Annotated in this window: 9 protein-coding genes; 2 read left to right on the top strand and 7 right to left on the bottom strand. The window is 31.8% G+C overall.

Annotated elements, in window-relative coordinates; all coding sequences use genetic code 11:
- Positions 1-24 precede the first annotated feature (24 nt).
- On the bottom strand, positions 25-2256 hold the full coding sequence (locus tag ACFS5M_RS04670) for a S9 family peptidase (protein ID WP_183486298.1): 2232 nt from the start codon (positions 2254-2256) through the stop codon (positions 25-27).
- A gap of 151 nt (positions 2257-2407) precedes the next feature.
- Here ACFS5M_RS04670 and ACFS5M_RS04665 point away from each other — a divergent pair, with 151 nt between their 5' ends.
- Together ACFS5M_RS04665 and ACFS5M_RS04660 are read left to right on the top strand one after the other, a co-directional pair.
- Positions 2408-3706, top strand: coding sequence for a hydroxymethylglutaryl-CoA reductase, degradative (locus ACFS5M_RS04665; protein WP_183486296.1), 1299 nt, complete (start codon positions 2408-2410; stop codon positions 3704-3706).
- Positions 3703-4647 (top strand): GYDIA family GHMP kinase, encoded by a 945-nt coding sequence (locus tag ACFS5M_RS04660; RefSeq protein ID WP_183486294.1) that lies wholly within the window; start codon positions 3703-3705, stop codon positions 4645-4647. The genes ACFS5M_RS04665 and ACFS5M_RS04660 overlap by 4 nt, the downstream gene beginning before the upstream one ends.
- A gap of 78 nt (positions 4648-4725) precedes the next feature.
- Here the strand turns inward: ACFS5M_RS04660 and ACFS5M_RS04655 are convergent, their stop codons facing one another.
- The 6 genes from ACFS5M_RS04655 to ACFS5M_RS04630 all read right to left on the bottom strand — a co-directional run bounded on the left by ACFS5M_RS04655 (position 4726) and on the right by ACFS5M_RS04630 (position 12511).
- On the bottom strand, positions 4726-6849 hold the full coding sequence (locus ACFS5M_RS04655) for a peptidylprolyl isomerase (protein WP_183486292.1): 2124 nt from the start codon (positions 6847-6849) through the stop codon (positions 4726-4728).
- A 134-nt stretch (positions 6850-6983) separates the two neighbouring features.
- Positions 6984-8273: a hemolysin family protein gene (locus ACFS5M_RS04650; protein WP_183486290.1), complete on the bottom strand. Its 1290-nt coding sequence runs from the start codon at positions 8271-8273 to the stop codon at positions 6984-6986.
- A gap of 234 nt (positions 8274-8507) precedes the next feature.
- Positions 8508-9059 carry an LPS export ABC transporter periplasmic protein LptC gene (gene lptC, locus ACFS5M_RS04645; protein ID WP_183486288.1) on the bottom strand — a complete coding sequence of 184 codons (552 nt, stop codon included), beginning with the start codon at positions 9057-9059 and terminating at the stop codon, positions 8508-8510.
- Positions 9059-10417, bottom strand: coding sequence for a hypothetical protein (locus ACFS5M_RS04640; RefSeq protein ID WP_183486286.1), 1359 nt, complete (start codon positions 10415-10417; stop codon positions 9059-9061). The genes lptC and ACFS5M_RS04640 overlap by 1 nt, the downstream gene beginning before the upstream one ends.
- A 19-nt stretch (positions 10418-10436) precedes the next feature.
- Entirely contained in the window at positions 10437-11747 is a 1311-nt protein-coding gene (locus ACFS5M_RS04635) for a hypothetical protein (protein WP_183486284.1), read from the bottom strand.
- Positions 11747-12511 carry a type III pantothenate kinase gene (locus ACFS5M_RS04630; protein ID WP_379898028.1) on the bottom strand — a complete coding sequence of 255 codons (765 nt, stop codon included), beginning with the start codon at positions 12509-12511 and terminating at the stop codon, positions 11747-11749. The genes ACFS5M_RS04635 and ACFS5M_RS04630 overlap by 1 nt, the downstream gene beginning before the upstream one ends.
- Between the last annotated feature and the right edge of the window lie 7 nt (positions 12512-12518).

Raw genomic sequence — 12518 nt, 5'->3', positions numbered from 1 at the left:
ATTTATTAGTTAGTATTTAATATTTTATCCTTTAATTTCAGCTTTCTGTTCTTCTTTAACGTCTTGCTTTTCAATTTTATCTCCAAGGGTTTTGTTGATAAAATTGGTCATTTTTTTATACAAATGCAATCTGGTGTTCCCTCCATATATGCCATGATTATTATCTGGATAGACCATCCATTCAAATTGCTTATCTGCTTGAATTAAAGCATCTACCATGCGCATAGTGTTTTGTAAATGTACATTATCGTCTCCTGAACCATGTATTAACAAAAAGTCGCCTTTTAATTTATCGACATGATTGATTGGTGAATTTTCATCATAACCACTTGGATTTTCTTGTGGCGTTGCCATATAGCGTTCGGTATAAATAGTATCATAGAATCTCCAACTAGTAACTGGAGCCACTGCAATTGCCATTTTAAAGACATCGTTACCTTTAAATAAGGCATTGCTACTCATAAAACCACCATAACTCCATCCCCAAATTCCTATTCTAGACTCATCAATATAAGGTCTTTTACCTAATTGCCTAGCCGCTTCAATTTGGTCTTCTACTTCATATTTTCCTAATTCATTTTGAGTTACTTTTTTAAACGCCGCACCTTTAAAACCTGTTCCTCTTCCATCAATACAGACAACAATGTAACCTTGTTGAGCCAAATGCTGATACCAATAATCATTAGCGCTATTCCAACGGTTTGCTACCTGTTGTGATCCTGGCCCAGAATATTGATACATAAATAATGGATATTTTTTTGACGCATCAAAATCAGCAGGCTTAATCATCCACATGTTTAAATTATTACCATTAATCTCTATGGTACTAAATTCTTTTTTTGAGGTTTTATAATCTAATATCTTTTTAGAAAGTGCATCATTATCTTTTATACTTTTTACTAAATTTCCAGACTTAGCATCGTTTAAAGTATATTCTGGAGGTGTTGTTGCACTTGAAAATGTATTAATATAATAGGTGAAATCTGCGCTAAAAGACGCGTTGTTAGTTCCTCTGCTTTTTGTCAAGCGTGTTTTGTTTCGTCCATCTAAATCAATGGCATAAACATCACGGTTTATAGATCCATTCTCAACAGACTGGTAGTAAATTTTTCCTGCCTTTTGGTCAAAGCCATAGTAATTAGTGACTTCCCAATTGCCTTTAGTAATTTGATTAATTAACTCTCCGTCTTTATCGTAATGGTAAATATGATTGTAACCATCTTTTTCACTTGTCCAAATAAAGCTATCATCTTTTAAGAACGTTAAATTATCGGTCACATCAATATAAGCGTTATCCTTTTCAGCAAGCACTAAATTAGCACTCCCTTTTTTGGCATTAATCATCCATAAATCTAATTCATTTTGATGTCTATTCATGTATTGAGCACTTAGCACATCAGAGTCATTAGTCCATTTAATTCTAGGGATGTAGAAATCGTTATAATCCTTATCTAAATCTACTTCTGAAGTCTTATTCGTTTTTAAATCATATAAATGAAGAGATACTATGGCATTTTTTTCACCAGCTTTTGGGTATTTAAACACTTGTTGGGTTTGGTATAAACCTTTACCATAAACATCCATTGAAAATTCAGGAACATTAGTTTCGTCAAAACGAATAAAGGCGATTCTATCACTATTGGCATTCCATTGAAACGCACGAACAAAACCAAATTCTTCTTCATAAACCCAGTCTGTTATTCCGTTAATAATTTTATTTTTTATGCCATCAAAAGTGATTTGTTTAGTTTCACCAGAGATCAAATCAGTTACATATAAATTATTATTCAAGCCGTAAGCAACTTTAGTCGCATCTGGAGAAAAAGTTGGTTCTTGAATTTTATCTTCAGCAATTAATTTTACCGAATTATCTTTAGTATCATACACGTAAAACTTTCCTAATGTCGATCTTCTAAAAATAGATTCTACATCAGTAGCAAGTATAATTTTACTCTCATCATCACTAAACGTATAATCAGTAAAATAAGGAATAGCTTCAATATTTGCAGAATTCACAATGGTTTCAACCTTGTTTAAGGTTTTATAATCATAAACATCAATAGTTGTCGTTCTTGTTGCTCTATCAAAATTTAAAACCGAATATTGTTGTCCATTTTTCATAGAATGCAGTGCATCCATTCTTTCTGTTCTAAATGAACCACTCCAAATATCTTCGAGTGAAATGTCTTTTGTTTGTGCTTTTGAAATTGTTGTTATAAAAAAACAACTTAATAGGAAGAATTTAAATGTTCTCATCAATTATAAATCTTTATGACAAATAGATGTCAAGTTTACTAAAAATTAAGCAAAAAACCGTAAATATTAACAGTTAAATACTCAATATTATACCAACTCACACAATTATAGTACCAAGAATAGTATCTTTGTGTTTTCAAAACTATAGTACATGTGTGCATCTATTTCAGGGTTTTCAAAATTATCTAAATCTAAAAAAATTGATTGGATTGTTGATACCTATTTTTCTAACAAAGACGAAGCTAAACAGGTTTTAAAACAATATTGGAACAAGAACAACAGACTCCAAACTCTTCATGATGAGTTTATAGAAAACACGATAACTAATTATTATTTACCTCTTGGTGTTGCTCCTAATTTCTTGATTAATGGGAAGGTGTATACCATTCCTATGGCTATCGAGGAAAGCTCGGTTGTTGCCGCTGCAAGTAAGGCCGCAAAGTTCTGGTTAGACTATGGCGGATTTAAAACTGAAGTGATTTCAACGACTAAAATCGGACAAGTTCATTTTATGTATCATGGCGATTTTAAAACGCTTCAAAAGTTTTTTGACAGCGTGAAACCTCAACTCATTCATGCCACAAAACCTATTACTAAGAATATGGAAAAACGTGGTGGAGGTATTTTAGACATTGTTTTAATAGACAAAACCAAAGACATAAAAGGTTACTACCAACTTCACGCCACTTTTGAGACTTTAGATGCAATGGGAGCTAATTTTATAAACTCCTGCTTAGAGCAATTTGCAAAAACGTTTAAAACTGAAGCTGAAAAACAATTAGATAAAACCATAGAAATTGTTATGAGTATTTTATCTAATTATGTTCCCGAATGTTTGGTTAGAGCTGAAGTTAGTTGCGCTTTAAAAGACTTACCAAAAGATGATTTTAATGCTGAAAAATTTATACAAGCTGTTCGTATTGCCGAAGTTGAACCTTATAGAGCTGTCACACACAACAAAGGCATCATGAATGGTATTGATGCTGTCGTTTTAGCTACTGGAAACGATTTCAGAGCTATTGAAGCTGGTGTACATGCTTACGCTTCACGCCATGGAAAATACAGCAGTTTAACTCACGCAAAAATTGAACACGGCATCTTTACCTTTTGGATGGAAATCCCTTTAGCGCTTGGCACAGTTGGTGGATTAACCAATTTACATCCATTGGTAAAACTAGCCTTAGAGCTATTACACAAACCTTCAGCAAAAGAATTGATGCAAATTGTTGCAGTAGCTGGTTTGGCTCAAAATTTCGCAGCTTTACGTTCTTTAACGACTACAGGAATCCAAGAAGGACACATGAAAATGCATTTAATGAACATTTTAAATCAGTTTGATGCTACTGAAGCCGAAAAAGAAACACTTGTAAATCACTTTAAAAAACATACTGTAACTCATGGCTCAGTTATTGAAGCATTAGAGAAATTAAGACAGAAAAATAAATCGTGAAAAGTTATTACAGCAGCGGAAAATTATTACTCACTGGAGAATACGTGGTCCTTGATGGTGCTATAGCTTTAGCTTTACCAACACGATATGGACAGCATTTAAGAGTTGAAGTCATTGAAGATTCAAAATTGATTTGGATTAGCAAAGATGAAAAAGAAGCTGTTTGGTTTGAAGATGAATTCGAAATTAAAAATAATACCATTGTTTGCTCTAGTCGGAATACATCAGAAATCTCTATTCAATTATTTAAAATATTACAAGCTGTTCAACAGCTTAACCCAAATTTCTTAAATACAAACAATGGTTTTAAAGTTACAACGTTATTAGAGTTTCCTAAAAACTGGGGTCTTGGCACATCGTCTACACTTATAAACAACATCGCGCTTTGGGCTAAGGTTAACCCTTTCACTTTACTTGAAATGACTTTTGGAGGTAGTGGCTACGATATTGCTTGCGCTCAATACCATACAGGAATCACCTATCAACTAGTGCAAAACATTCTAAATTCACCTAAAGCAAAAACGGACAATAAACGCATAATTAAACCTGTAGATTTCAATCCAGAATTCAAAGCTCATCTTTATTTTGTTCATTTAAATAAAAAACAAAACAGTAGAGCTGGCATTGCTCAATACAGAAAAAATTCTAGTCATTTAGCTAAAGTTATTTCCGAAATAAATAGCATTACAAACAAAATAATGACCTGTGAAACATTAGATGATTTTAATAATTGCATCGAAAAACATGAGCTTATTATTTCTAAAATCATAAAAAAAGAACCCATTAAAAAATTATTTTTTAGTGACTTTAAGGGAAGTATTAAAAGTCTTGGAGCTTGGGGAGGAGATTTTGTGTTGGCAACCAGTAAAACTGATCCTAAATCCTATTTTAAAAACAAAGGCTTTGAGACTATTTTGAGTTTTGATGAGATGATCAACTAATCCTATTTAAGTCTTATAATTTCATAAAAAAAGCGACTCGTTATGAGTCGCTTTTTTTATGAACGAAAGAGTTCTTAATTACTGAACTGTCTTTGCTCTATTATCTTCAATATCTGCTGCTTCTTTTAAAGCATTGTATAATCTTGTATTTACTGCAGATTGTTTTTGTTGTGTAACTTGATTAGCGAAAGCTTGGTAATTATCGAGCTTTACTGCTGGCGTAGCTTTAGTCACTTCAACCATGTACACGCCATTTTCACCAACTATTAATTTAGAAGTTTCTCCTTCTTGTAAACCAAAAGCTGTACCAACAACTTTAGGCTCTCTACCTGCCCCAGAAACCGTAGGTGTTTTCATATTCAATGCTAAAGCCGTTTTTACAGTTTGTCCTTCAGCTGCAGCTAAATCCTCTAATGTTGTTGCAGAAACTCTACTTTTAATCATTTCTGCTTTTTTGTCTTTACGAATTGCAGGTAATGCAGTAACTGAGGCATCTTGAGTATTCATCATTCCTGCTTTGTTTTTTCCTGTTAATTGTACAACAGCAAAACCACTTGCAATTGGAAATTTTTTAACATCACCAACTTCTGTTTCGTCTTCAAATGTCCAACGCACAATAGCACGTTGAGCGTTTAATCCTGGTATATTTTCATCTAAAATTTTAATTCCATCTACAGGACGAACCTCATAATTATTTTCTTTTGCAACATCAGCAAAAGCGGTATTTTCAACTGCATTCTCAAAACTTGCAGCATCTCTAAACACCTTTGAAATAGTCGCCTCACTTGGTTCAATAACTCTAGCTATAGTCCCAACTTTTATTGTACGTTGATGATTTTTTTGTCCTAATATTTCAATAACGTGATATCCAAATGGTGATTCAACAACACCAAAATCTCCTGTTTTATTTTCAAAGGTAAAATCTCTAAATTCAGGAACCATAGCGTTATAAGTGTACCAATCTAAAACACCTTCTTTTTCATTACTTACTGTATCGACTGAAAAATCTAATAAGCTTACAAATTTAGATGGACTTGCTTTAACGATACCCATTAAACTATCTGCAGTTATTTTTGCTTGTTCTTTAGTTTGAACGGTTTCTTCAGTTGCAGAACGAGAACCAATAAAAGGAATTAATATATGTCTAGCTTTTACAGAATCTGGCATTTGAGTGACTGCAACTACTTTAGAAATTTTAAAGTGATTCCCATCTTTATATGGTCCGAAAGCTTCACCTACATTTAAATTAAATATAGAATCTGCAACAGCTGTAGGTAAATCTGTTTTTTTGATAAAGCGATTATCGAATTTAATATCCGAATTTGCATTAATATAGGCTTCGTTATCAGTGACTTTTAAGAAACTCACAATGGTATCGTTTGACTTTGTAGTTTCGTTATAAACTACATTATCATTTAACATGCTTGATAAGCTTTGCTTAATCGCATTTTCGTCTTCTAATGAAGCTACTTCTTTAAACTCCACATAATTAAGGTTTCTAGATTCTTCAACAGTAAACTGTTTTTTATGTGCATTCATATAGCTTGTAATATCGCTATTAGAAACTGTAATTGTACTGTCTGGAATTGAAGAAAAAGGAACTTGTACATATTTAATATCTACTTGATCACCTTCTAATTTATGTTGTAATTCGCCTTCTGCTAATGTTCCAATCATACCAGCTTTAACCATATTTATATAGTTTTGGTTAAGTGCAGTAGCCGCGACACTTTCTTCATAATCTACCCATTGTTGATAAGCAACAGCAGAGGTTTCTTTTAAGTTAGCGATATATTCATTTAGTTTATTTTCATCAAATAAACCTGCTTCATTTTGAAAATCAGGACTATTCGCTAAGTTTGATTTTAACAGATCTCTCATTTGATCTTTCTCAACTGTAAATCCTAAAGCATCATATTGCGTTTGCATAACTGCAAGTCTTACCTCTTGGTTCCATACATTGTTCATTGCTTGCGTTGTTGTTCCTCTGTTTCCAGATTGACGTTGAGCAGCTTCAACTTTTTGCATGAAATCTTCACGAGTAATGTCTTTGCCATTAATTGTAGCCACAATGTTTTGTGACTTAGAAGAAAGCGCATCACTATTTCTAAATAAATCTGCTAATACAAAAGAGAATAATGCTAAAGCAATAACTGCAATTAGTACTAATGATTGTTTTCTAATTTTATTTAAAATTGCCATTTTTGGTATAATTTTTTATTCAATATAGTGCGCGAAAATACCATTTTCTATTTAATTATAAAAGGGTTCTTTGGGATTATTTCGACTTAGAAGAAGCTTTCATAATTATTGAAGATTTTAATACGAGAATTGCGCTAATCTTCCTCTAAAATTTTAAGTTCTACCAAGTCAATTTTTGTGTTAGAGACTTCTAGTATTGTAAATTGAAAGTTTTCAACCTCAACCATTTCATTTTGAAGCGGAATTTCTTCAGTATGTGCTACAATTAATCCACTGAGTGTTTCATAATTTTCACCTTCAGGAAGATTCATTTTATACGTTTCATTAATATAATCTACTTCTAAACGTGCGGAAAATTTATAGTGATGATCGCCTAATTTTTCTTCGATTAAATCTACACTATCATGCTCGTCTTCAATTTCGCCAAAAAGTTCTTCAACGATATCTTCAACAGTCATAATTCCAGAGGTACCTCCATATTCATCAAGCACAACAGAAATACTTTTACGCTTTTTTATAAGTACGTTAAGCACATCATTTATAAGCATTGTTTCAGGAACAAACTCAACAGGAAGGATTATTGATTTGATTGTTTTAGGTTTTTTGAAGAGCTCGAAAGAATGTACATAACCCAGAATATCATCAATATTATCTTTATAAACAAGTATTTTTGAACAGCCTGTTTCGGTAAAAGTGGTATTTAAGTTTTTTAAAGTTTCATTCAATTCAACAGCAATAATTTCGGTTCTTGGCACCATAACTTCCCTAGCTTTTACTTCCGAAAATTCTAAGGCGTTTTGAAAAATTTGTATTTCAGAATCTATTTCATCATGCTCTTCGACAGATTCCATTTGTTCGCTAATATAATTGCCTAATTCAACTTTTGTAAAAGCTAATTGCACTTGGTCTCCTTCGGTTTTAAAGAACTTTTTCAGCACAAAATCTGTTATCCATAATACAAAATCAGATATAAATGTAAACAGCATGTAAAACAGATATGCTGGAAAGGCTAATATTTTTAATAACGAGTTCGCATAAATTTGAAAGAATACTTTTGGTAAAAACTCGGCAGTTATTAAAATAACTAATGTTGAGATTATAGTTTGAGTTAATAAATTAAAATCTGTAAGTAAATAGTTTATAAAACCTGAATTTGTTGGCAATAGAGATTGAAACCAATTAAGGAGTAAATCTCCCATAAAAAACCCATAAATAACCAATGCTATATTATTTCCAATAAGCATCGTAGCAATAAACTTAGAGGGTTTTGTTGTAAGTTTTGAGAGGATTTTTGCAAGAAAGCCTTCTTGCTTTTTTTCTATTTCTATATGAATTTTGTTTGAAGACACATAAGCTATTTCCATGCCTGAAAAAAAAGCGGAAAGCAATAAAGAAACAACAATAATAAGGACATACGTACTCATTTATTTCGTGTTGTTTTTATCTTCAAATTTTTTATTAAACTTTTTTCTAAAAAAATACATAAAGATGGCCAACGCAGTAAATCCTAAAGAAATATATGATCTTGACCTGTCTGTAGTCCAATTACTTATTGCATCATATATAAATAGTACTGCAAAAAACAAGTATGCGTATTGAAAAATTTTAATAGTCTTCATTGGTCTATTATGATTAGTTTTAAACAAAGATATTAAATGCTATTCATTAAGTGTTATAATACCATCAATTTCTAACACTTGAGCTTGTTTAAACTTAGAATCCGAATCGAAGCCATTACCATTAATTAAGTCTCTACCTTGTCTAAACGTAACTGGCTGATTTGTAAACAACCATTCTCTATTTTGGTCATAATACAATTGTTCGGCAAATAAGGTGTCTTTATTATGAGATGATAGCACAACGTTACCTTGCATATCTATAAGTCCAGTTTTAGAGTAAGAAATTGCATAATCTGCGATTACTGTGCTCTTTTCATTGTTTTCATCGTATAAATGTAAAACCACGCCATCAGGAAATTCATTATATCCAAAAGGTCGGTTTGTAAAATCTAACATTTTCGGACTTATAAGGTTTGCGGTAACGCGTCCTGAGTCTGTATGTTTTAAATCTATATCTTCTGCAACACCAATTGGTTGGTCTTCAGAGACACCTATTTTCTGAACTTCATTAAAATTGTTTTTACATGAAAAAAGCATAGTCACAATAAATATTGAGACTATGCTTTTTAGATATAAATTTAAATGTCGCATTAGATTTTTGGTACTGTTACACTTCTACCAATCCAACAACCAATTTTAATCGTTTGTCCTGCTTTTCCTTCAGAGAAAATCTCTGATTTACTTGGCGCTTTTGCTCTATAACTAGCTGCAGTTTGTGTTGCTGCGCTTTTTAAAGTTGGATCTACTCGACCTGCTTTTTCTGCTTCAATAGCTGCTAACCAATAAACGGCACGTTTATTAAAGTTGGTATCTCCACAATCGTTTGCACTTCTAGCATACATTGAAGCAATACGTAAATGAGGTTTTCCATTTGATGGATTTAATTGTAATGCCTTCTCATAATATTGTCTCGCTTTACTATAGCTTCCTTTAGATTTAAAATCTTCAGCAATAGTGGTGTACAATTTAGCTTTTCTGAAAGGGTCTGTTTCTAACTCTAGTGTTTGGTCAAAATATTGTTGCTCTCCAGTGATTAAGTATAAGTAATAAGATGTTTTAGCATTTGGCTCGATGCTATTTTTTTGTTTTACAACTTTAACAAACATTGGATCTTCTTTACAACCCTTTTCATATAATTTGTTCATTGCTCTTTGTAACCAAACACCATTAGTTTTATTATTTTCAAAGTCTTTTTGATATAATGGAATTAAGTTTGCGCAATTAGCTCTATCTCCTAATTTAGCATCAACACTACCTGAGATTTGATCAAAAGCTTTTAATGAACTTTCATAATATCTTTTATACTGACCATCTTTTTTGGTTAATGGTGTTCCTGCATCTTCTTTAGCAATAAGTTTATTTAATCCTTCAGAATTACTCTTTACTTCAGTTTCTATTTTATCAACAATGTCATCATACTTATCAAATAATTGCTGATCTGTTTTACTTCCAGCATCATATAAATCAACCATTAAAGAAAAGTAAGTATATAATGACTTGGCATTTTTAAAGGTTTTTAAATCTGTTTTATATGCTTCGTCAAAAGCATCATATATTTGAGCATCTGTTAAGCCTAATTCTGTTTTATAATCATACATTAATTGAGCCTTATCAGATAATAAATCTCCAACTTTAGTTTTGCTTGGGAAGTTTTCACGCTTTTCATCCCAAAGCTTTAACAAATCTCTAATATATGCTACTTTCTCAGCACCAGTTGAGTTTTCAATTTTATGTTCTAAAATCTTTTGTCCATCTACTGGAATTGCATTATTAAATTTAGGCCATTTTGTTCTTACTTCCATCCATGGTTCATATGCAGCATCATAGTTTCCAGCTTTCACATACTCGTGAAATATAGACAACTTCATCATTGCTTCTTCGTTACCTTGTGAGAAACCAAATCCTAGACCTAGGAATAAGATAGTTATTAATGTAATTTTCGTTTTCATCTTCTTAATATTTATGCAGTTAGTCAAATTTTCTTTTTTGGAACCATCTATCGTTCAAAGATAGACTTAATTGGAAATTAATAAAATTCTCTTTTATTAAGTTTTTGTTAGTTGTTCCTCTTTTTCCAAATTCAAATCCAAGATTCATATTTGATAACAAATTATTTCCAACTGGTAATCCTACTCCAAAAGACATGCCAAACTCATTTATGGACTCTCCATTGATTTTCAACCCTGTTTTTTCGGTTCTAAATCCTGCACGATAAACAATACGTTTCCAGTAGCCTCTAAACGAATTGTAATTAGGTATATAAAAGCCTCCAAAAGAAAACGTACTGCTATTTTCATAGCTAGTATTAACTGAACTATAAAGTTCATTTTCAAATTTACTTGTTTGAAGAAAAGTGCTTTCTGCTCCAACAAACCATTTTCTTGGTTGACCTATACCAACTCCAAAAGAAAACTTAGATGGAAGCACTAATTTTGTTTCTTTTAGGTCTTGCGATTCTAGGTCAGCTTCAATAGTGTTAACAACAAATTCTTGACCAGTGGAATTATTAATTGTAATCGTATTGAAAGATCTTTCATTTCGAGATTTCAAATCACTTTTAGGAGAATACGTTAACCCAGAAACCAATTCAAGTTTTCCTTTTATTTTTGTTTTATATAAAAGTCCAAGATTAAAGTTTAGTCCACTTAAATCTGACCTGTTATTTTCGCGTGATTGATATTGAACGAGTTCGCCTTCATCATTATAAACATACTTAATCGTACTTCCTTTTATATTCCCAAAATTATAATTGGCATCAACACCAATACTTAAACCATCAGTAATTTGATATCCTAGAGACAAATAAGTTTTATTAATACCTCCTTCTCCACTAAAGCGTGTGGATAAATCTCCGTTATCTTCAAAATTTTCTAGCTTATAGCCTACCGAAGTATAAGGTAATAAGCCAAATCCTACGCCTAATTTCCCTATTGGTAATGCTATTGATAAGTAGTCAAAAGTAGATGAAGAAACACGATCGCTACTTGAATCACTTTTTAATTTTGTACTTGTATGGCTGCCACCAACAGAAAACTTCATTGGCCTTCCTTCGTCGTTATATATTGCAAGGTTATTTCCACCATAAGAAGCAGGATTTCTTAAATTAACATGGATACTGTCTGTGTAAATACTCAACCCTCCCATACTTCGATTTTCAACAGTACCTTTAAATTTAAGGCTACCAATACCATAAAACGAATATGGTGAAGCTGTGCCTTCTTGAGCCTGACTTTGAATTGCAATTATTGCAATAAAAACTAATACAAGTTTTTTTATCATTAGTGTGTATTAAATTGTAATAAATAGTTCAATCCTTCTAAAAGGAAATTAGAGTTGGCAAATATGCTACTTTTTAATTGTTTAGACAAAAAATTAGTGTCTCCTCCTGTTAAAATAACTGTTAAATCAGGATATTTTAACTTATATTTTTGAATTGCACCTTCAATTTCTAATAAAACACCTTGCACTACTCCTGAATGCATTGAGTTTGCCGTAGAATTGCCAATACTATTTTTTGGGATTTCAGTTTCTAATAACGGTAAATTAGCTGTAAAATTATGCAAAGCTTTATAACGCATTCTAATTCCTGGTGAAATAGCTCCACCCAAATAATGATTTTCTTTAGTAATAAAGTCGAAAGTAATGCACGTCCCAGCATCAATTATTAAGACATTTTTATCTGGAAATTGTTCTACTGAAGCGCTTACTAAAGCAATTCGATCGATCCCTAAAGTTTTTGGTGTACTATATAAATTTTCAAAAGGAAGTTTGGTTTCAGAATTTAAAACAATCGTCTCAAAGTATTTTTCAACATAAGCAACATCTGTTTGTCGCAATTTCCCTACTGAAGAAATAATGGCTTTTTGAAGGTTTTTGTATTCTTTTCTTAACAAGCGCAAAGTTTTTAGAACGTCTTTACTTTGTACTTTATGCCTAATCAGCATTTTATCTTTTTCAAACACAGCGAGTTTTACAAAAGAATTTCCAACATCAATAATTAAGTTCATACCATTTCTTAAAGATGCAAATTTACAAAATGGCATTAACATT

This window comes from Lacinutrix iliipiscaria (genome assembly GCF_042686125.1).
In the GTDB taxonomy this organism is placed as follows: Bacteria; Bacteroidota; Bacteroidia; order Flavobacteriales; family Flavobacteriaceae; genus Oceanihabitans; species Oceanihabitans iliipiscarium.
Note: the sequence above shows the minus strand (reverse complement) of the source record. Positions and strands in the feature narration are given on the sequence as shown.

What these genes read in the sequence shown, in the direction of transcription:
- ACFS5M_RS04670 (WP_183486298.1), bottom strand. Translation starts at nt 2,256, where the DNA reads ATGAGAACATTTAAATTCTTCCTATTAAGTTGTTTTTTTATAACAACA.
- ACFS5M_RS04650 (WP_183486290.1), bottom strand. Translation starts at nt 8,273, where the DNA reads ATGAGTACGTATGTCCTTATTATTGTTGTTTCTTTATTGCTTTCCGCT.
- ACFS5M_RS04630 (WP_379898028.1), bottom strand. Translation starts at nt 12,511, where the DNA reads ATGCCATTTTGTAAATTTGCATCTTTAAGAAATGGTATGAACTTAATT.
- ACFS5M_RS04640 (WP_183486286.1), bottom strand. Translation starts at nt 10,417, where the DNA reads ATGAAAACGAAAATTACATTAATAACTATCTTATTCCTAGGTCTAGGA.
- ACFS5M_RS04665 (WP_183486296.1), top strand. Translation starts at nt 2,408, where the DNA reads ATGTGTGCATCTATTTCAGGGTTTTCAAAATTATCTAAATCTAAAAAA.
- ACFS5M_RS04655 (WP_183486292.1), bottom strand. Translation starts at nt 6,849, where the DNA reads ATGGCAATTTTAAATAAAATTAGAAAACAATCATTAGTACTAATTGCA.
- lptC (WP_183486288.1), bottom strand. Translation starts at nt 9,059, where the DNA reads ATGCGACATTTAAATTTATATCTAAAAAGCATAGTCTCAATATTTATT.
- ACFS5M_RS04635 (WP_183486284.1), bottom strand. Translation starts at nt 11,747, where the DNA reads ATGATAAAAAAACTTGTATTAGTTTTTATTGCAATAATTGCAATTCAA.